The sequence below is a fragment of the Sphingobium sp. RSMS genome, assembly GCF_005406185.4.
In the GTDB taxonomy this organism is placed as follows: domain Bacteria; phylum Pseudomonadota; class Alphaproteobacteria; order Sphingomonadales; family Sphingomonadaceae; genus Sphingobium; species Sphingobium fuliginis.
The window spans coordinates 3,517,756-3,538,259 of sequence record NZ_CM191257.1; the positions used below are offsets into that span (position 1 = coordinate 3,517,756).

The window sequence follows — 20,504 nt, forward strand, 5'->3', positions numbered from 1 at the left end:
TCGGCCAATAGGCGCTGACGATTAAACCCGGACGGCCGATTATGGCTGGAGGTAGATGCGTGGCTATTGCGCGCCACAAAGAAGCGCTGCGAGGGCATGTGCCGCTACGGAAAAGCTCGTCCAGATTCACCAGTGTCTCGGCCGCTTGACACAATTGGGCCGCTGCGGCGTTGCCGTCATCCTCATTCTCAATGGGCTGCAACAAGGCCGGGGCGCCACCATCTCGCCCGTGCAAATTGTGGGAGCAGGCAGTCATGACGTCCCACAGAGCTATGCCGGCCGGGTAGTTAGTTCCTACCTGAGCAACGGCAATGCGACCTCCATATCGGCGGTCTCCGGAACCAGACTCCGCGGTCACGCCTATTACGCCAGGGTTAGCTGCGATGACCTCTTCGAGGAAACAGGAACCCTCGTATCGTGTCGTACACGCCTCCTCTATGCTGCTGATTATCTCATCCGTTCGCTTCGGGGTCGCAAGTGCTGCAGGGCGATAGGTCCGCACACCGCCATCGGCGGTCACGGTAAGCAAGGGTGCGGCATCAGCCGAAAGCAAAGAGCCCACTTTCCTACCGTAATGATAGATGGCGATGCTGTCCTTAAAGGGCATCATCCGCAGTGGCGTCTCTGGCGAAAGTGGACAACCCGGCCGAGCCCATCGCTCGAAGAGGGCGCGCACAGCGTTACCTGGATGTGCCGCGTCCCACCGAGCCAAAGAGCTGACGTCGTAAATTTGAAGCATCTTTATCCGATTTCCGTGGGTTGACTGCATCCCTCAGGATTTTGGATGTCCACATCCAGACGTCATTCTGGTCGCTGAATGGGGGGTATAGGGAAAGGAATTTATGGCTGCTGCGGTGAGCCGGAAAGCAGGCATCAGCATGAACTGGTGCCCACCTGCAGAAGGCCTCCGACTATCGGCATGTGGATGAATAGTTCGCAGGGAACACCAGGCCGCGCCTTGTCGAGCGCGTCAGCGTAGAGCTGGATTTGCGGGCCGTGCCCAACCGCTCGTGCATCCCAGCTGTCCGGCGAACCCGGGAAGGATTTGTGATCGATGATGGCGAAGCCGCTGTCATGCTCGATCAGTAAGTCGATGCGACCCGTTACAAGCTGATCTCCGATCCGGGCTGAAACAGGGGCCTCACGATGAATTCGGCCGCCCGGCCATCGCTTCGAGATCTCGGCGAACAGTCGGTCATTGGCCCCAAGGACGTCCTTTGCGGCAACCTGATGCACCCCCCAGCGATCGAGGATCGCTTGTGCTTGATTAAGCCGGGTATCATACGGATCATCAGGCTGATCGGCCGCAATGATAGCGTGGACGGCTTCGCCGAGCAGGTTCATGTCGGGGCTGCCTGCGAACGGCAAACGCGGGCCAATCGTAGATTTCTCCACGATGATGAAGGTTTCGCCGCTGGAAGCCTCGCTAGGGCGACGATGAAGCGGTGCTCGGTGCCCCGTCGGTCGCGTGATGCGCCCGAATGAGACAGCCGGAGGTTGAGCCTCCACGCCTTCGCCGCATACCAGCGTTGTGGTTCTTGCCGGAAAGGATTTCGTCCCAGCACGGATATCTTCACCGGCGGTACGTGGTAAAGCGAAATGCTCCGTTTCGTTCCCATCGAGAACCTTCAACCAGTGGAGTGACCCTTTAGCTGGGGGCGCAAACACAAGATGATCGCGAGCGCGGGTCATGCCGACGTAAAGAAGGCGGGCCTCCTCATCCCTCGATCGGATCGAAGCCTGCTTCCCAAGTGTCGAACTGGGCGCTGAAGCATCGAGATATACGTCCTTTTCTTGGCTCGCATATGGCCAAGGCCAGTAGCGGATCCAGCGTCCGGCGAGAGGATTTTGCCAATCCACGTCACCATCAGCCTCGGCCATGGGTTCGAACAGTCGAGGCTTTGGTTCTTTGCCTAGCCCGGTCAGGATTACGACGGGCCATTCAAGCCCCTTCGCTCCATGGTAGGTCATGACTTTAACAGCATCGTCCCGAAGGCTTCGCGGGCGGGCTGGGTTCTCTGCAGCCAACGCGAGTGCCAGCCCAGAAGGCGTCGCAGGAGATCCCTCGCCCGCGCAGCTTTCCTCATAGCTCCGAGCGAAGCCGCGAAGCGCTTCGAGATCATCGAGACGAGCCGGCACGTCGCCCCAACTTTCGATGTGGCGATTGAGCTCAGGGAGAAGGATGATCGCATCGACGAGGTCGGCTGGCGTCAGCGATAGAATGCCCTCACGAATCTCTTGGAGGGCCGCGGAGATGGGTACGATGGCGAGCAGTGCCTCGGAGGCATTTTCAGCGCCAAGCGCCTCAAGCCAGGTTTCTGATTCTGGATCCTCGGCGAAGAAGCGGGCAAGTTCGGCAAGCGCGAGACGGTCTGTGGGATCTGCAACCCAGCGGAACGCGGCCATCACCAGTTGGACGTGGGGTGTTTGCGCCAATCCTTCACGCTCGACGGCTGCCTTGACGCCTTGCTGGCTAAGCGCAGCCGATACTTTGGCGATATCGGCTTTGCTACGGCACAGAATAGCGATGTCTCCGGCGCGTAGCGCCCGAACGCCTTTGGGCCTGGCTGCCACTTCCCATGGTTGGTCGGCCGTCACCATCTCGCGGATTTGGGCGGCCAATGCGGCATATTGAAGCTCAAGCTTTCCTTCGAGCCACCAAACCGCGAGCGGCGCCTGCGTGAATCCTTCTTCGCTGCGACCCGTTCCGCTGAACGCATGTTCTTCCGCTTGAAGACCCATCGCGCTCAAAGCCGGCTCAAAGGCAGCGCTGACCAGGTTTATGATGCCCTCACGGCTCCGGTATGACGTCGCTAGCACAACTTGCGGTTCGCTCGACGACGCCGCTACCCCCGCGAACGCGGCTTGGGTGAGGGCGCTGTCCGCATTGCGGAAGCCGTAGATGGCCTGCTTGGGGTCTCCCACCCACGTGCTTGCGTCGACTAAGCCGGACATTGCTGTGAAAATGGCGACTTGAAGCGGGCTGGAATCTTGAAACTCATCGACAAACAGCCGACCAATGCGCTCACCGAGCCCCGCGGACATCGCTGGGTTATGAAGGACGTCGAGCGCGAGCGCCTCTTGGTCGGTGAAGTCCAATAAGCCGCGCTCTGCTTTATAAGCTTGGAAAGCGGTCAGGGCTTCGGCCGCACAGGCGAAGACCGACCTGATGAACTGGCTGCAATCTTCACGAAGCCGCGGATGTGCAGGATGGCGGCCGGCTGCTTGAGCAACTGCCTCAAGAGCGTCGATGAAAGCCTGACCATCTTTCTTAGCGCAGCTCACCTTCGAGAGGCGAGCCCAGTTGGGCCAGGAAATCCGTTCTCCTCGACGAATGCTTGAATCGGTTTGGCGAAGCAACGCAATGTGGGATTTGGCAGTCGCGCTCGATTCAGCGGGAACCGCATCCACTGCCGAACTTACGGCCCTTCGCAAATCTGCGTCGAGATCGTCACTGCTCTGGATCGACACCGGTGGTAGCAGTTCGAGGAAGGTTGCGACTGATCGCTCCGCCGAAACGGATAGATCTTGGGCGGGAATTCCATTCGCTCGAGCTAGCTCGATCAAACGCCTGACGGTCGTCCGCCAATCACTTCGTTCAGCGTCAGCGGCTCGTTTGGGCTCGAAGAATCCCATGACATCGGCGAGCGAGTTCAGCGTCGGCGCGTGACGCTCGATCGCGGCATCGGCGGCGATCGCGAAAATTCGGGGCACGCTGCCTTCGGGAATGACCTCGGCTCGCGGAGATCGCCCAAGAGCGATGGCGTTCTCCGATACAATCTGACCGCAAATGGCATTCACCGTTCCAAAGCGGGCTCCAAGCAATCGCGCCGCCTTATCCGGCATGCCCAATTCGAACAGTTTGGCTCGGGAACGCTCGATCAGTTCGTCCGCTGCTTTCACGGTGAATGTGGTTGCGACGATCGTCTCGGGATCACGGGATGTGACCTCCGTCGCGATGTTGCCGACAATGCGGGTGGTTTTGCCGGCGCCGGCAGACGCCACGACGGTCGTGATATTGGGAGCGGTCATCTTCAGTTAGCCTCCACGCCCACGCGACAGAGCGCTGTGAGTTCGCAATAGCGACACGGTTCGGTCCCCGGCTCGATCGGGAGATCGGCCGGTATGTGGGCCTCGGCCTCATCGGCACCCGTCGCAACCGCAATCCCCTCCCGGGCTAGATCGCGCCACACCTGCCACGTCGACACGAGATTCGACCATGTGTCGGGCAGGCTATGGTCGGATTCGACCGATTCCTCCGCCAGGAACGAACCGCTCAGTCCGATCAGCTGTCGCTGGTTCAGCATATAGAATGCGCCTGGAGCAGGCGTGGTGCTGTTGGAATTTGCTATCGCACCGTATGTCGCGAGCTGAATCGAACGACCTTCGGCGAGCTCGTTGCGTCGCGTTTTAGCGCTCCTCGACCATTTCAGATCAATTACGCCTGTGCCGTGAGCCGGATGCTCTATCAGCATGTCGATGCGGCCCTTGACATCCGGTCCATCGACGAACGTCCTTGCGCGTTCAATTTCCGTCCCAATTACCTTTACGTCCATCGCCTGTAGAAGACGTGCGAGTTGCGCCAGAGCAGCTGGGACTTTGACCCGGGCCGATGCAAGCTCGCCCGCATATTCTGGCTGCTGAAGCGGCGTCGCGATCGCGCTAAGCAATTCGTCAAATAGATCGTTGGCTTGCAAGAAAACGGCTTCAGGATCCGGCACAGGACCTGGCGGGAAAACGCGATTCGCTAATTCATGAGCGAGGTTTCCAAGCAGCTGGCTTGTGCCAGGGATCTCGGCAACCCGGCCGCCTGAGAGTCGCAAAACGTCGAGGAGGAGCCATCGCATATGGCAGTCCGCAAGATGCTCGAAGCTGGTGGCGCTTTCGACGCGATCGTCGAGTTTGGCGATCACAGATGCCGGCAGAGACCAGCGAGGGCGCTGTGCTGGCAGGAGGTTTGGAGTGATCGCTTCACGGAGAATCTCGCGCCCTGCGAGCTCATGAGACGGCCCGTGCAATAGCTGTTCTGCTGGCCATTGGATTATGTCCTTAGCAGGTGTCGTCAATGGGTTCAGCTGATGGGCGAGGGGATGGCTCGTCGTCTCCTCCCCCGCCGAAAGCGCCGGTGAGAAAAGAATGACGCGCTCGCCAGCGCGATTCACTGCGTTGGCGTTATTCCACCCAATCCGGGCGGTTATCGCGGCCGGTGATTCGATTTCGCAGCCATGAACCTTAAGAGCAGCAACCTCAGCGGCGCTCCATGGCGATGAACTTACGCGTTCTCCAGGACCTTTGAAGTCCCACCAAAGTACATTCTTAGCATCGCCCCAAATGGCGCCTGGATGACGCACGGCACGCAAACCCCCCGATGTCGCTATGTGGTTGGGGTTTTGAGCGCCGTCCGCAAGCACCTGGTCGGTCATACGTCCTAGCAGCAGCGGAGAGAGCATCTCGACGTTCAGAACATCGATCGCTTGCACGAGGGCCTGCGCGGCACCAACTAGCGTCAGAAGAAGCGGATCAGCATTTCCAGCATTCGTCTCGAGCGCCCATTGCGCGACGCGAGAAGCGATCGACTTGGCCGCCTCCGCAGGCATGCCTTCGTGCCGCGGGTATAATTCTCCAGACGTCCATTGCCTCCACGCCGCAACCTTCGCATCGCGCTTTTCTTGAGGTTCTGTGGACATCCTTTCGGCAAAATCTGACTCGATATTAACCCATGCAGCGAGCCATGCTGGCCCGCCTGTGCCAGGCTCGCGGCTCAGTGCATAGGCGAGCTTGCGCGCCGCACGTCGCGCAATGGGGGGACGCGGTAGCATGAGCAAGTCAAGCATCGCCTTCGCATTGTATGGTGCCCAAGAAGCGGCGAAGGCGAGCGGGAGCACCTGAAGTGCTCCACGCCACGGCGACGAGGCCGACAAACCCAGAGCGGGAAGCCCGCGAGCTTGAAGCGCGCGGTCCAGCAGCGCGGTGTCTCCATCAGCGCTCACAATGACCGTGCCATGCAACTCGACTTCAGAACAATGGGCGAGCCAATCTGCAGCTGCTTCCGCCGCCGCCAAGGCTGTGTCCGCGTGGACGATCACGAAGCTACCATCGCCTGTTAATGTCGAGGGTGAGCCGCCCGCGAGAAAGGCTTGCACGTGGCCCAGGTCATTGGAGGAAATTGCACAGGCAGGAGCCTGCGAGATTTCTACCCCCGATCCCTCCAGCGTATCGGTAAGGCGCTGCCAGAGAGGCGGCAGCAAATCTCGGGGCTCGACCAGCTCGATTGAAGCGAGCGGCAGGCTTGCACGGGCCTTGACCGCAACGCAGAGCGTGCGCGTGCGATCTGCGATCCCGGGGGGAAGGGGCGGACCAGCCTCTTCCACCACCGCGAATGCATCAACACGTGCGGCGCCAATAGGGCTGCCGGACCAGCCGCCGGCGATCAGTTCATCTCGCCAATCGAGCAATGATGCGGCAGTGGCCCACGGATCAAGGGTGAACGACTGACCGAAGAACAGGTCCGGGGCTGTGGCCAGCGCGGTACGCAATTTAGCAGCGTAGCTGGAAACTCGAACCGCATGTGCCACCCGGGGAGCTGTGAGGCCAAGCTGCACCTCGAGCATCTCTATCAGGCCTTGTGGCCCCACGACGGCGGCATTGAAGACGCCTTCATTCGGGCCCGGAAAATCCGGAAAGGAAGGGCCATCGCATGAAAGGCCGAAGATAAGCTTCATTCTTAACTATCCCCCATCCGCGAGCTGCCTCGTCAGCGCACGGCATCGCTGGCCGTAAGCGCAAATGCTTTGTCATGTCATTAATGAATGCGCCCACGACAAAGTCGGTCGTCACAGTTTCGGCTCATGAAAACAGAGCCTTGGCGCCTTCCTCTAGTATCGCCAAGCTGTGCCAAATTGCTCGGAAAGGCGGCAAGAGATCAATCCCGCAAGGCGGCTGCTGGAAGCAGGATGTGTGAGAGGTTGAGCGGGGGAATTTTGGCTGACGCTGAGAAGTGAAATGTTCCTCGGGCGTCGGAGGGCAGCCGCCTCCGCGCCAAGTCGAAGAGATCAGATATGATATATATGAATGACGAAGATCGGCAGCGGATCTCGGACGGCGAAGATGCCGCACGCGCTCTTTCCAAGATGGGGGGCTGGGCCACTCAGCCCTGCGATGGGCTATTCCCGCAGATTCTGAGCCAATATCGTTACAGTGAGCGGGCCGGGCTCGTTCTTGGTCACTGGCGTCGCGAAATTTCGTTCAACAAATTGATAGAGACAGTCCGTCAGATACGAACGGACATCCTTATCCTTGAGCCAGGGCGCGACACCTCGGCGCGGAAGACATATTATCTTTCGCTGATCCTCGCTCGGGCCGGTGAGGTCCGCCTCCACCGGGGCCTGCGGCTCTGGTCTGCCGACTTCGATTCGCTGCTTTGGGTAGTCGCAGATCCACGGGATAGAGATCTCGATCCCTGCTTTTTCAGCATTCGGTCGACCGGCTTTAAAGAGGAAGCTGGAGCACCTTTTGTTGATCCGGTCTCTGCTGAGACAGGCTTGCGGATCGCCGATCTTCGCTGGGTCGCGGAAATCGGAGGAAACTTCGTATGAGCCACGACGAGAATTTGCATTGGGAAGCATACCTTCCCGCTGGATGGCGACCGCTGTTTCGCCAGCTGTTGGCCGATCTGCATTCGGCTGGCATTTCGGTGAGAGTGACCCAAGCCAAAGAGAAGTTCGGGGAACTGAGAGTCTATATCGATCGGCCTGACCAAGCGGCAGCGCCGCTCATTGCAGCCGCTGAGCAGCGTTCGACCCGCATGTGCCAAGAGTGTGGGGCTGCTGGCGAGCTCATGGTCGGTAATTATCTCTATGCCACCCTTTGTGAGAAACATGGGGCCGGTTTCACAAAACCGCTCGGGCGGCCGATGATATCGCTGAATCTCCGGTACCCAAAAGACGATTGAAGACGAGCACTGCCGACACCAAGCGGCAGCGGTTTCGATCGGTTGAGAAGAGCTCAGGTGACTGAGCAGATGAGATGAAAATCTTGGGGTGATGCGCGTCCAAGCTCAGCGGATCGCGCCCCTGAAAGGAAGATAATAAATATGTTTAGCTCGATGAGCGCGCACTCCGGCTCGGGTGCGCCAACAATCCCGTTCGTCCGTGACGCAGTCCAGCGCGCGATGATCAAGGTCGCTTGGGAAATCGGCGGGCCAATCAGCGTCGATCCGGCCTTTGGGGGTGGAGCGCTCCTGCTTCAGGAAGCCAACCTCTTGATCCTTGGTACGTCAGCATTTCGGCCCCTTGGCGAGCAGCTGTTCGGCCAGATCGGTGACCTCTACGGCATGGACACTCTGCTCGTCCGGTTCAACGCATATCAATGCAGCTTCGATATTCTTTTTCACGGCGAAGGCGAGTGGCTGTCGGATTATCGGCAAAGCCTTTTGGGCGGACAGGTCTGGTTTGTTCCCGCGCATGAAGATCAATCCTTCACCGTCAGGGCTGACAGTCAGGGGCTCTTCCTCAATCCCCCCATGCTGCCGAAATCATTTCATCGGCCTAGTGCGGCCGAGATCGAGCCGACCGGGAGGGATGTTGCATGACCCAGAAGAAATCGAAGTCGGGCCCTGAGGAACTGTCTTGCTTCTATCTCGATTGGCCCGCCCATCCCCAGTTCCGCTACATGCGTTGGTATTGGAAGACCGACGGCGCGCGCATCGGGATCGCCGCCCCCGTGTTGGCGAAGCTCAACCCCTCTGGCCATCAGGCGGCTCGGCATGACCTTCTCCTTCCGAGCAATGCGCCAGGGGAATATGCGGACCTGCGCTATTTGCTTGAACGCTATGATGCTACCCAGCCCGTGATCGAACGGAATGGTTATGCTCAGTTCAACATCATTCTCGACGCCGACCGCCCTCTCCACGCTGATTGGGAACTGGTCCGCGCCTGGGCGCTGAGCTATTTCGTGCGCGAGCTGCAACTTGCCGCTGTCCTCGTCCTGCATGCGCCATTCCTGGCGGGGTCCGCGAACGAACCCCATGTCCATATCTTGGTCCCAGCTCGGCGGCTGACTGCGAATGGGTTTGGTCTGCACGCCCGTGACACTTGCTCCGATGCAGGTGCGGCTGAAGCGCTTGCCAGCTGGTTGGCGTTCAACGGGGTGGAAGCCGTATGAAGCTGATCGAGCCGGCAACCTGGTGGGGAATTGCATCCCTGCTGCTGGTACGCGAGGCGCATGAGCAAGTCGCATCGGCGGCAAGCGGCGAAGCGTATCAGATTGAAGCACGGGGTGATCCAGCGTCATCTTGATAAACTTGGGTGGCGAAAGGCGCCGAAGCTCCCAGTCGGTTACCCTCGCCGCGTAATACGTTTGGACCTGCGCATGATGCGGGGACACCCGGCCGGCGTCTGCGCTCGGGCGAAGCATGATCTGGTAGTTGTCTTCCGCTGTGGCAAACCTGCTTTCGTGGTGGTCCACTTCGCCTATGCGACGGAATTTTTGGATATCCGGCATATCATGAACAAACCTGCCTCGGAAGCGAACGGCGCTGCTCAACCTGAACGTTGATCAGGGCTAACGGCTTAGCAAGGAATGAAGAATAAGGCCGGACTGTGCTTGCTATCACCCCTTCGGCGCTACCTGCGACTGACACATGGCCGTCAATTTGGAGCAACGTCAATTTATGGCGAGGACGCGCCATGGACGAATTCGCCCGAGCCGAGGCAGCCGTCAGCGAAGCGCTCCTGTTGCTATCGGAAGTACCTGGGCGCGGCGAACCGGTTAGCCTGCCGCATCTTGTCGGCCAGCGCTTCGCGGCGTTGGGCGAATTGGTGAGTGAAAATGGTGCGTTCGCGGCGGAGGGGAAGGGCGTAGCTAAATCACTTGCGGAATGGAGCGCACATCACACCTTCCGGTCCCTATTGTGCCACGGGACCGCGACGGTGACCGTCGATCATCGTGGCCGATGGCATCTGGTACTGAAAATGCTCACCTTCAGATCGGGCGAAGCCGTCCGCGAGTCGATGGTCATAGATGAAGAAGAGGCTGCCGAACGGCTGACCGCGCTGCATGCCTCGCGCCAGCGGCTAGAAGGTAGGTTGCGGGGCATGACGGCCGGCATCTGTCGTTAGCCTCGAGGTAAGGTCCAGCGCAGATTGAACGTATTGACGTCTGTCAGGGCGTGATCGACCACGGTCGCGGAATTTGCCTTCATCAATTCGGGGTACGTTGAAGGCGAAGCTTTGCCGTCATGCCTCTGCGCCTGCATCTCGGGCGTTGCCAGCCCAAGCTGGATAATGACCATCAAAATTTGGAAATCTCAAAGATGCTAAGAACAACACGCCGGAGCAACGGCGACGGGGATCAATCTGCCTCATCGAAGAGGGGTCGCAAGGCTTTGCCGATCGTAGAATGCCCGGTTCCAAAGTTCACAGATTGGGTGGATCCCCCCTCTTTTCGCGAAGCGCTCGTCCTCCATCTGGGGCGCTTTTCCGAGAGCTATTACCAACTCCACCGATCCATCATCCAAGCCGGGGAGAAGTTCGATCGCGCGACCCTGCAATCGTGGGTCGAGGGACGTCGGACCCCGCAAAGCGCGACCAGCCTTGAACTGCTGACGCGAATTGAGCGGCGCTATGATTTGCCCTTGGGTTACTTCAAATCGAAGCTGCCAAATCCCGCGCGTGCGGCCTCGGGTCTATTGGTGAAGGGGCTGCCGAGAGCAGAGCAGCGGCGGCTGGCTTGGCACCTGCCCGATGATTTTAACTCAAGGCCGCTCAGGGAACAAAAGGAGATCCTGGATTGGGTTCAGAACGTCGTGATCTCCGGCGCCACCGAATATCGCCGCTTTCAGGCTCAAGCCATGAAGCTGCGCTACGCGATCCGGTTTCCTTCTCTGACAGGCAAGCAGATGAGCGCGTCGATTGCGAGCGATGAGCTTTGCAATCTCGATGACCAAGCTGACCATATCGGCGTGGTGGATGCGCCGCCTCGTCTGGTGTCGGAGCTGACCGAGCTTGTCCGCTTCAAGACCGCCACCCTCACCGACATCGGCTTCCAGCGCATCGGCGTCTGGAACGAGGAAACGACGGCCCAGAAGATCGAGCATTTCGGCCTCATGTTCGGCGCCTTGGCGGCTTCACCGTCGGGGGCCGTTCATGGCCATGGCGTGCCGGTAAAGGACATCTCGTTCGCCATGCTGATCTTTCCGCGCGTTTGGGACTGGTATGTCCAGTGGCGTGAGCGGCGGCGCGGCTTCTTCACTCGCTGGGAATGCGACATGCTGCGCAATGCGATGGCGTTAGTCCGTTCGGAGACTGGCTGGCTGCGGCAGCATCCAGAACTTGCTTCACGTCTTGTTCCGGTTGAAGGGCTCATATCCGCTGAGGAAGTCGCAGCTGCGCGTGCCGATTGGCAGGGCGCTTGCGATTTTCTCCATGCGCATGCTGGCGCACGTGTGAAGGAAGTCGAACGGGTAGCGCGGATCCATCGTGACCCGTTCGAGCCGATATTGCCGATCCTTGAGGCCTCCAGCCCGGTGGCGGAGTATCTGAAGATTGCCGATGAAATTCTGAAGCTTCGCCCAGACGCGCGGCGGTTTCCGCGTGCGGCCGCGGAAGTGGCTCGCTCCTACCTCATCATTCGTCTGGGCCTACATCTTGGATTGCGACAGAAAAACTTGCGGCAGCTGATGGTCTGCCCGCGAGGGCATCTGCCGCGTTCAGAACGGCAGCTCGAGGCTCTGAAGCGCGGTGAAATTCGCTGGAGCGAGCGCGACCATGGTTGGGAAGTTTTTGTGCCTGCTGTCGCGTTCAAGAATGCCCATTCATCCTTCTTCGCTGGTAAGCCTTTTCGGCTGGTCCTGCCCGATCTCGGCGGTCTCTATGACTATATCAGCGCATACATCGAGGGGCATCGCCTTGCCCTGCTCAACGGTGCGGAGGATCCTGGCACCTTCTTCGTCAAGACGGTGAAGAAGACCAGCCGGGATGCGTCATATAATCAGAATACATTTTATGAGGCGTGGAGGCTCGTGATCCAACGCTATGGTGTCTTCAATCCTTATACCGGGAGAGGTGCGATCAAGGGATTGCTGCCGCATGGACCGCACAATGTACGAGACGTTCTGGCCACCCACATCCTCAAGCACACCGGCTCCTATGAACAGGCAAGCTATGCCATCCAGGACACGCCGGAGATGGTCGCCAAGCATTATGGACGGTTCCTTCCGCAGGACAAAGCGGCGATGGCCGCTAAGATCTTGAACCGGGTATGGGAAGCTGCTTGATGTGAAAAAGTGGGGCCGGCTCAGCCGGCCCCAGTGGAAGAACTTGGATAAGCCAAGCCTTCGGGTCGCGGAGGGAAACTGCTCGCAATTCAACCGATTCGGATAGGAAGAACGCGATATTGACATCGTGCTTCGCAATCCGCCTTGACCGCCTATCATCCTGTCCGCAGGCGGGAGGCCGCAAGTCAGTATCCCAGGGGCTTATGTCAGTGAGGAAGCCGGGTTCATTCCACTTTGTCGCTTTGATTAAGGGTGCATAGCCGACACCAGCGACGCAAGCACGTAGAAGGCTTCTGTTTCTCACCGCTGATGCGACACCGTGTGAGCGTCTTTCCCTGCAACCCGTCTCCGAACCGGGCATTCGCCCGCTGGCAGGTCAGGGACGACCGTTTGGCGACGGCGAGCGGGCAATTGATCGCCTTCAGTGCGAGGTCGGCACGATAAGTCGAATGCCTCATCGCTCTATCGGCAGATCGGTTTGACTTGAACTTAGGGGGAAATGTAGAGCTTCGACCAAACGCTAAAATGGGGGCCGCGTGCTGACGATATTCCGCATGATCGCGAGTAAATCCGGGTGGTTGTTACTCTCGTTCGTCGGCATTGTCATAGTGCTCGCGCTGGCGAACGAGTTACCGGCAAAGCTGTCCGATTGGAAAGCGGAAGCAGTCAGGGCCAAGCAGCTTGCGAGGGAACTGGAGACCGACCTTCCGAATTTCGACAAGGCGGCGCACGACGCAATACACGCTGCAGACGCCGAGATCGCATCACTAAAGCGGGCAAGCGACGCAAGGCTCGCCACGGCTGAACGCGACATCGCCCAACGGACGGAGGACGCGAACCGGCGTGTGCTGATAAACCCGAAGATCGCCATTTTTAAGGGTCAAGCAGATCAAATCGTCGCGAGCTACCATGCGAAATATATTGAGTTGCCGCTGCTCAAGCGCGCTTCGCAGCTGATCGAGATACGCAGGGAAAATTTCCGCAACGTTAGAACGCGCCAAGCGCAAATCAGCTCGCTTCGCCAGGCCCACGCACTGCACGCCGCGAAGATTGCAGCTTTCAACAAACGTGCAGGCGAACGAAATGCCTTGCAGCGGCAGGCAGACGCTCAATTGCGCGCCCGGGTTTGCCGCAGCGTCGATTTGCCGTTCGGTTGCGGTCTCGTCAGGGAAGTCAAGAAGCGCGACGCCGCGTTGACGGTCGAGCGGCTGCAGTTGGAGCAGGATGCGCAAGACTTGCGCGACCGTAAGGCTGCAATGCGGGAACTTGCGCTCCGCCGGGAGCAGTTCGCCGACGGTGCCGCCATTGCTAGAAGTGCCACTGATGCCTACGCGGCGGAGGTGAACCGTCAGTCGAGACAGGCTGGCGACTACACTTGGAATCGCGTCACGGACGCGTTCCAGCGCTATAGTGGGACGGCCTTCTGGATCTTGCTCGGGGCGGTGCTGGTTCCTATCCTGCACAAGCTGTTCGCTTTCCTCGTCATTGCGCCCTTCGCCGCTCGTGCGAGCCCGGTGCGCCTGCGCAATGGCGGACAGCCGCTTGTCGCAACCGCGTCGGGCAAAAGCGTCGACGTAGCGATAGACTGCGACAGCGAGCTGTTGCTGCGATCCGGGCTACAGAGCAGCTCAGTGGATATCCGCGGGAGCGATCAATATCTGCTGGATTGTCGTATGCCATTGACCTGCTTCGCTGCCGGACTTTTCAATCTCCAGCGGCTGCGCAGCGATCGGCCCGATCATATCGTCGTCACCGGGACCGATGAGAACCATCGGTTGGCCCTCATCACAGTCCCAGAGGACGGAGCAATCGTCCTGCAACCACGCGCGCTTCTGGGCTTGGTGAAGCCACGCGGTCGACGGCTCGTCATCACGCGCCCGTGGCGCGTCCGCTGGCTGATCTCGTGGATCACCGCGCAGTTCCGTTACGTGGTATTCCACGGCCCTTGCACGCTGATCGTCCAGGGGCAAAGTGGCGTGCAAGTCGAGGATGCTGCACGCGGCCGCATGATCAACAAGCGGCTGACACTCGGCTTCGATGCAGGGCTAGCCTATGGCGCAGCGCGCTCAGCTTCGTTCTTGCCCTATTTGCGCGGGGAGGCGAGCCTCTTCAACGATCGTTTCCACGGCACGGGCTTTTACCTTTACGAGCAGCGCGCGGCAGGAATGGGTAAGGGTGGTCTGTGGGGCCGCGGTCTCAAGGGGATCGGCGACACGGTGCTCAGCGCACTGGGCGTCTAACGTTGGCCGTCCCGGGTTTTCCGGAGACGATTCCATTTGAGCCATGCGACTATACCGAGGACCTCATCGGATGCATGAAGTTGGGCTCGGCTTCGACGGGCGGAATATGCCCTGTGGCCGATGCCACACGTTCAGCGGCCAATCAGTGGAAATCATGGCTGCGGATAGGCAGCACCTGCTCCGGCTCGGCAGTGGTCTTGAACGGCGGTGACGACAAAGTGCGACCGCTCGGGAACGCCGGATCGCGCGGGTCAGGACCGCCGCCATGGCATGTGCCGTCGCCTCGGCCCCGCACGACCTTGAACTCAGGTCGCCCGATTGATCGCAGCATGTCATCATGATCGGTGATCCGATCACAGATGATGTGGATGACCTCGCCCTCCTTCTGCAGCCGTCCCCGCATGGCGATCAGGGATGCCGACATGACCTGCCGTCGATAGATCTCGAATTTGGTCGGCCAGAGAATGCCGTTTGCAACGCCGGTTTCGTCCTCGATGGTGACGAACAACACCCCCTTCGCCGATCCCGGCCGCTGTCGCACGAGGATGACGCCGGCTACCTCGATGTTGCGCCCATCGCGGATCGATCGAAGATCCGCGCAGCGCACGATGTTCATGGCGAGAAGCTGTGGCCGAAGGAAGCTCAGCGGATGATCGCGCAGCGACAGCTGGAGCGAGCGATAATCCTCCACGACCTCACGGCCCTCGCTCATCGGCTGTAGCACGACAGGGGCCTCAAGGCCTTCCGGCGAGAACTTGCCCTCTCGCTGGTCAACGGCGGCAAAGAGCGGCAGCGGCGCTTCGCCCAAGCCCTTGACCTTCCAGAGGCCCTGCCGCCGATCCTGCGCAATGCAGGCAAAGGCATCGGCCTCCGCCAGCCGCTCGATCGCGGCGCGCGGCACCCCGGCCCGGCGCCAGACCTCCTCGACGCTCTCGAACGGAGCGTGGCCTCGGGCACCGACAATCGCCGCGCCGTGGATGTTGGCCAACCCACGCACCTGTCGAAATCCCAGCCGCACCGCTTTGTAGCGGCCTCGCGCCGGCTCGAGCGTACAGTCCCAATAGCTGTGATTGATCGAGACTGGCCGCACCTCGACGCCATGCTGCCTGGCATCCCGCACAATCTGTGCCGGCGCATAGAAGCCCATGGGCTGGGCGTTCAGCAGCGCGGCGCAGAAGACGTCGGGATGATGATGCTTCATCCAGCAAGAAGCATAGGCGATCTTGGCGAAGCTCGCCGCATGGCTTTCGGGGAAGCCATAGCTGCCGAACCCCTCGATCTGCTTGAAGGTGCGCTCGGCAAAGTCCTTGGGATAGCCGCGGGACACCATGCCGTTCACCAGCTTGTCGTAGAAATGGCTGACCCCGCCGGTCAGCTTGAACGTCGCCATGGCGCGGCGCAGCTGGTCGGCCTCGGCGGGGGTGAACCCCGCGCCGACAATCGCCACCTTCATCGCTTGCTCCTGGAACAGCGGCACGCCCAGCGTCTTTTCGAGCACGGCACGGAGTTCGGGCTTGGGGTATTCCGGCTTTTCCTTCCCTTCCCGCCGCCTGAGGTACGGATGGACCATGTCGCCCTGAATGGGTCCTGGGCGGACGATCGCCACCTCGATCACCAGATCGTAGAATTCCTTCGGCTTGATCCGGGGCAGCATCGACATTTGCGCCCGGCTCTCGATCTGGAATACGCCCAGCGTGTCGGCGCGCTGGATCATGGCATAGACGTCGGGGTCATCATTCTGGAGGTCGGCCATGCCGACCCTGATCCCCTTATGCTCCTCCAGCAGGTTAAAGGCGCGGTTCATGCAGCCGAGCATGCCAAGGCCCAGCACATCGACCTTCATGAACTTCAGCGCATCGATATCATCCTTGTCCCACTCGATGATCTGTCGGTCCTCCATGCGTGCGGGCTCGATCGGCACCAGATCGTCGAGCCGGTCTTGGGTCAGCACGAACCCGCCGGGATGCTGGGACAGATGCCGCGGAGTGCCGATCAGCTGGCGTGACAGTTCCAGCGTCAGCTTGAGGCGATGATCGTCGGCATTGAGGTTGAGGCTCTCGATCTGCTCGTCCGTGATCCCGTCCATGGACCAGCCCCAAACCAGCCCGGTCAGCATCTTGGTGAGATCACGGGGCAGTCCCAAGGCCTTCCCGACCTCGGCCACTGCGCCACGGGTGCGGTAGCGGGTAACCACGGCGGTCAGCGCCGAGCGCGTGCGGCCATAGGTCTCATAGATCCACTGGATAATCTCTTCGCGCCGCTCGTGCTCGAAGTCGACGTCGATATCGGGCGGCTCCTTGCGCTCGCCCGAGACGAAGCGCTCGAACAGTAGCTCATGCTGGATCGGATCGATCGAGGTGATGCCGAGCATGAAGCAGACGCAGCTGTTCGCCGCTGACCCGCGCCCCTGACACAGAATGCCGCGCCGCCGGCTCTCCGCCACGATCGCATTGACGGTCAGGAAATAGGGCGCATAGCAAAGCTGGTCGATCAGGCGCAGCTCATGTTCAATCTGGTCGCGATAAGCTTTGGGCAGGCCGCCCGGAAACATCCGCTTGGCCGCTGCATCGGTGAGCGCCGCCAAGGCCTGCTGCGCGGTGCGCCCCTCCATCACCTGCTCATAGGGATATTGATACTGGATCTCGCCAAGATCGAATCGGCACTCAGCGGCGATATCGGCGCTGGCCTGGATCGCGTCAGGAAAGGCCGAGAAGCGCCGCTCCAGTTCCTGAGGCGATTTGAGGTTGCGGTCCATATAGCGTTCGCGCTTGAAGCCGAGGCCATCGATGCTGGTCTTCTCGCGGATCGCGGTCATGACATCCTGGAGCGGCCGGGCTTCGGGCGTGTGATAGAGAATGTCGCCCGTGGCGACGCTGCGCACGCCTGCCCGCCGCGCCATGGCATCGAGGGCGTGCAGGCGGGCGAGATCGTCAGGACGCCGGCGCAGCGACAGCGCCATATAGGCGCGGCGGCCGAAGGCGTTCCGTAGATCCGAGAGGTTGGCGAGCGACGCGCTGTCAGGCAGGTCCGGCACCAGAATGGCGATCAAGCCCTCGGCATGGTTCGCGACATCGGCCCAGTGGAGCAAGCAGCAGCCCTTGCCGCCCCGCGCTTTGCCGACGGAGAGCATGCGCGTCAGCCTGCTCCACGCTGAGCGGTCTGTCGGATAGAGCAGTAAGGCCCGACCATCGGTCAGATCGACGCGAGTGCCAGGGATCATCCGGACCTGGGTGGCTTTCTGCGCTTCCCAGCCACGCACCACGCCTGCGACGCTTCCCCAGTCCGCAAGCCCGAGCGCCCTATGGCCCAGCAAGGCAGCGGCGGAGAAGAGCTGCTCCGGCGAGGAGGCGCCGCGAAGGAAGGAGAAATGGCTCGTCACCTGTAGCTCGACATAGCGGGTCATCAGCCGAAGATCCCGTGCATGTACCAGCTCAGATTGCCGGTCTGCTCATCGACGCCATCACCACGGCGGAACAGCCAGAAACGCTCACCGCCGGTTGCCTCGACCCGGAAATAGTCCCGCACCGCCCACATCTCGCGGGCGCTCCGCCACCACTCGCCATGGATGCGCTCGGGGCCATCGCCTGCGATCACGCGATAGTCGGTCCGACGCCAGGTGAAGCGGCGGGGCGGGTGATCGGGGAGCAGCGCCACGACATGGGAGAGAAGCTCGGGCCTTCTGAGCATCCGCACGGGGCGCTTCCAACTCGGCCAGCCCACGGACTTTGCCAGAGCCTCGACCCGCCGGACTGCGCGTTCGGGCACATCACTCTCGTGGGAGGAAAGGCGGAACGGCGCGTCAGGTTCGATCCGACCGGCGAGCTGATCGATGAGCGGGGCGATGTCGTGTGGGCGGTCACTTGTGCCAAGGCCCGCCTCCAGCGTCTGTGCCCGAAGTTCCTCAACCCGCGGCGCGACGAGCATCATCGCCTCGATACCAAGCCCAGGGTCGATTCGCTCGATCCGCATGTTGAGCATGCGCTTTAAATGCCGGGCATCGCGTGTGGCGCGGGCGGTGCCAATCGCGACATGCTGCTCGGTACCATCGACAATCATGCAGGTAAGATGGGCAGCGCGCAGGCCCATGCCGCGCTCCTGCAGCACCACCACCAGATCGTTGACCAGATCACCGATGACCTGGGTGATGGCCTCGGCGGTGCCGATGGGTTCGAGCAGCCGTCGCTCCGCCCGTGGTGGCTCGAAGGGCACGACCGGGACGATCGGCTCGGCGACCAGTCCACGCGCTTGGTCCAATCGACGGACGGTCGTTAGCCCCAAGCGGCGGGCCAAGGGGCCGCGCGGCATGGGATATAGATCGGCGATCCGTTCAAGGCCGAAGCGCGCCGCCGACATCAGTGCCTCGGGTTCGAGCCGCAGAGCTGCGAGTGGCAGATCCGCGATCGCCTGCGTCTCGGTGCCGGGTGGCAGCAGGGTGATGGCTTCGCCGCCATAGCGCGCCAGCGCATAGGCGGCGCCCGGTGTGCCGGCAATGGCGATGCTGGCGGTAAAGCCCAGCCGCTCGAGGAAGCGCTGCAGCCGTCGGCAGAAGCGCGCCTCGCCTCCGAAGAGGTGGGTGGTGCCGGTGAGATCCAGCCATAGCCCGTCCACGCCCGACGGGCAGGCGGTCGGCGTCCAATGTCCGACGGCATGGAGCGCCAGCCGATCTAGCCAGGCACGATCGGCCTCGGGATCGGCGTCACGCACATCGAGGTCGGTCACCAGCGCGCGAGCGTGGGCAGCCGCCATGCCGGGACGCAGGCCAAGCTCAAGTGCCACCGGGCAGGCGGCGGTCACCATCTCACGCTGCCCTGTCCGGGTGATGAGAATCATGGGCTGCCCCCACAGCGTCTTCCATGTGGGAGCGGAAGCAGGCCGGATGCTGGCGCCGCCTTCGTCCGTCGGCATGGCTTTGAAAAGATGCTCCGCCGACTCGCTGCGGCGGCCCATCTCGCGCATGGTCGGCCGCTGGTGCGCAGGCAAGGCGTCGATCTCGCTCTGGCTTGGGCGCTGGGCACCTTCCCGCGCCCAGCGCGCACCGGGCCGCCAGCCACCGCCGCGCGGCACCGAACAGGCTCCTGGATTGTCGTCGATCGGTCCTGCAAAACGCGCAGCGAACGACGGGCCAGCGGGCTCAGGCCGCTTGGCTGGCCGCTCCAGCCGCCGCAGACGCTCTATGGGAAGCTGCGGCAGGTAGAGCGAGGCGACCCTGATCATCGCACGCGTCCAGTTCGAGGGAGAAGGGATTGCCGTTTCGCTGACGGACGAGCTCGACGGACCAGCGCGCGCGTCCGACCCCGGGATGGGGAAGACGCGTCGAGGGCACGCAGCCGATTCGCCAGCGGGTCATGGCCGACGAAAGTCCGCTCAGCGGACAACGGGCGCGCGACCGGTGGCGGCGGTAGAGGAGGATTGGCGTCTTGCCGTCAGAGGCAGCGAGCTGCAGCCGACGGGTCGCCGTCTGATCAGCTGATTTGACCTCCGCAATGACGCAGGCAAGCGAGCCGTCGCGGAGAGCATCCTCGCTCATGGCGAGGACGGCGCTGTCGCTCGTGCCCTGCGCATAGAGAACCCGCTCCGGTCTTAGCCCTACCTGCTCCAGCCCCGGCGCATAGAGGTCGAACTTTGTGAGCGCCCAAAATACGGTAAATCCGGGCTGCGCTGCAAAGCGGGCGGCAATGCCGGCCGCGAACAACGTTGCGGCAGCGTCATCGCTAAGCGTCGCAGACGCGGCGGCAATCTCGTGTAATGCGCTGCCGTCCAACCCACGATCGGCTAGGCGCTGGTCAATCGCGTCGATGCCGAAGGGCAGGGCAGGCCCCCGCGCGGCGCGCGCCTGCGTGAGGTCCGCCAGTAGGGCGGCAAGAGGAGTGGCGCGAGGCCGGTCAAACGTAGAAGCGGGGCAGACCATGGGAACATATCGACTCAGATGTTCCCTTTATGTTCCGTTCGGCAGGGAGATTCGTCAAGCGGGATGAATCGTAATTTTTCCT

At 61.2% G+C, this 20,504-nt stretch carries 14 protein-coding genes; 9 read left to right on the forward strand and 5 right to left on the reverse strand.

Going from position 1 to position 20,504, the window contains the following annotated elements; translation table 11 throughout:
- Positions 1-873: 873 nt before the first annotated feature.
- A complete protein-coding gene (locus tag EGM87_RS17230) occupies positions 874-4,032 on the reverse strand; it encodes a UvrD-helicase domain-containing protein (RefSeq protein WP_137709483.1) in 3,159 nt (1,052 codons plus the stop codon).
- A gap of 2 nt (positions 4,033-4,034) precedes the next feature.
- Positions 4,035-6,722, reverse strand: coding sequence for a PD-(D/E)XK nuclease family protein (locus tag EGM87_RS17235; protein WP_137709482.1), 2,688 nt, complete (start codon positions 6,720-6,722; stop codon positions 4,035-4,037).
- Positions 6,723-7,067: 345 nt separating this feature from the next.
- Between EGM87_RS17235 and EGM87_RS17240 the strand changes: the two genes are divergently transcribed.
- The 9 genes from EGM87_RS17240 to EGM87_RS17280 all read left to right on the forward strand — a co-directional run bounded on the left by EGM87_RS17240 (position 7,068) and on the right by EGM87_RS17280 (position 14,514).
- Positions 7,068-7,595 (forward strand): hypothetical protein, encoded by a 528-nt coding sequence (locus EGM87_RS17240; RefSeq protein ID WP_137709481.1) that lies wholly within the window; start codon positions 7,068-7,070, stop codon positions 7,593-7,595.
- Positions 7,592-7,951 carry a hypothetical protein gene (locus EGM87_RS17245; protein WP_137709480.1) on the forward strand — a complete coding sequence of 120 codons (360 nt, stop codon included), beginning with the start codon at positions 7,592-7,594 and terminating at the stop codon, positions 7,949-7,951. Before EGM87_RS17240 ends, EGM87_RS17245 begins: the two co-directional genes overlap by 4 nt.
- Before the next feature lie 141 nt (positions 7,952-8,092).
- Positions 8,093-8,590, forward strand: coding sequence for a hypothetical protein (locus tag EGM87_RS17250; RefSeq protein ID WP_020819307.1), 498 nt, complete (start codon positions 8,093-8,095; stop codon positions 8,588-8,590).
- Positions 8,587-9,162 carry a MobA/MobL family protein gene (locus EGM87_RS17255; RefSeq protein ID WP_137709479.1) on the forward strand — a complete coding sequence of 192 codons (576 nt, stop codon included), beginning with the start codon at positions 8,587-8,589 and terminating at the stop codon, positions 9,160-9,162. Before EGM87_RS17250 ends, EGM87_RS17255 begins: the two co-directional genes overlap by 4 nt.
- Positions 9,159-9,296, forward strand: coding sequence for a hypothetical protein (locus tag EGM87_RS17260; protein WP_157838169.1), 138 nt, complete (start codon positions 9,159-9,161; stop codon positions 9,294-9,296). Before EGM87_RS17255 ends, EGM87_RS17260 begins: the two co-directional genes overlap by 4 nt.
- 73 nt (positions 9,297-9,369) lie before the next feature.
- On the forward strand, positions 9,370-9,555 hold the full coding sequence (locus tag EGM87_RS17265; protein ID WP_066526478.1) for a hypothetical protein: 186 nt from the start codon (positions 9,370-9,372) through the stop codon (positions 9,553-9,555).
- A 131-nt stretch (positions 9,556-9,686) separates the two neighbouring features.
- The gene (locus EGM87_RS17270) at positions 9,687-10,118 is read left to right on the forward strand and encodes a hypothetical protein (RefSeq protein ID WP_137709477.1); all 432 of its coding nucleotides are present in this window, start codon (positions 9,687-9,689) and stop codon (positions 10,116-10,118) included.
- Positions 10,119-10,237: 119 nt separating this feature from the next.
- Positions 10,238-12,274, forward strand: a complete 2,037-nt coding sequence (locus EGM87_RS17275; RefSeq protein ID WP_253719095.1) for a hypothetical protein — start codon at positions 10,238-10,240, stop codon at positions 12,272-12,274.
- A 536-nt stretch (positions 12,275-12,810) separates the two neighbouring features.
- Positions 12,811-14,514 (forward strand): hypothetical protein, encoded by a 1,704-nt coding sequence (locus tag EGM87_RS17280; RefSeq protein ID WP_137709476.1) that lies wholly within the window; start codon positions 12,811-12,813, stop codon positions 14,512-14,514.
- A gap of 142 nt (positions 14,515-14,656) precedes the next feature.
- Here EGM87_RS17280 and EGM87_RS17285 read toward each other — a convergent pair whose 3' ends face one another.
- From EGM87_RS17285 to EGM87_RS17295, 3 genes are read right to left on the reverse strand one after another with little or no spacing between them, the layout of a single operon-like run.
- On the reverse strand, positions 14,657-17,917 hold the full coding sequence (locus EGM87_RS17285; RefSeq protein ID WP_137709475.1) for an error-prone DNA polymerase: 3,261 nt from the start codon (positions 17,915-17,917) through the stop codon (positions 14,657-14,659).
- Positions 17,917-19,728: a DUF6504 family protein gene (locus EGM87_RS17290; RefSeq protein WP_137709474.1), complete on the reverse strand. Its 1,812-nt coding sequence runs from the start codon at positions 19,726-19,728 to the stop codon at positions 17,917-17,919. Before EGM87_RS17290 ends, EGM87_RS17285 begins: the two co-directional genes overlap by 1 nt.
- On the reverse strand, positions 19,646-20,422 hold the full coding sequence (locus EGM87_RS17295; protein ID WP_137709473.1) for an ImuA family protein: 777 nt from the start codon (positions 20,420-20,422) through the stop codon (positions 19,646-19,648). The genes EGM87_RS17290 and EGM87_RS17295 overlap by 83 nt, the downstream gene beginning before the upstream one ends.
- Positions 20,423-20,504 lie beyond the last annotated feature (82 nt).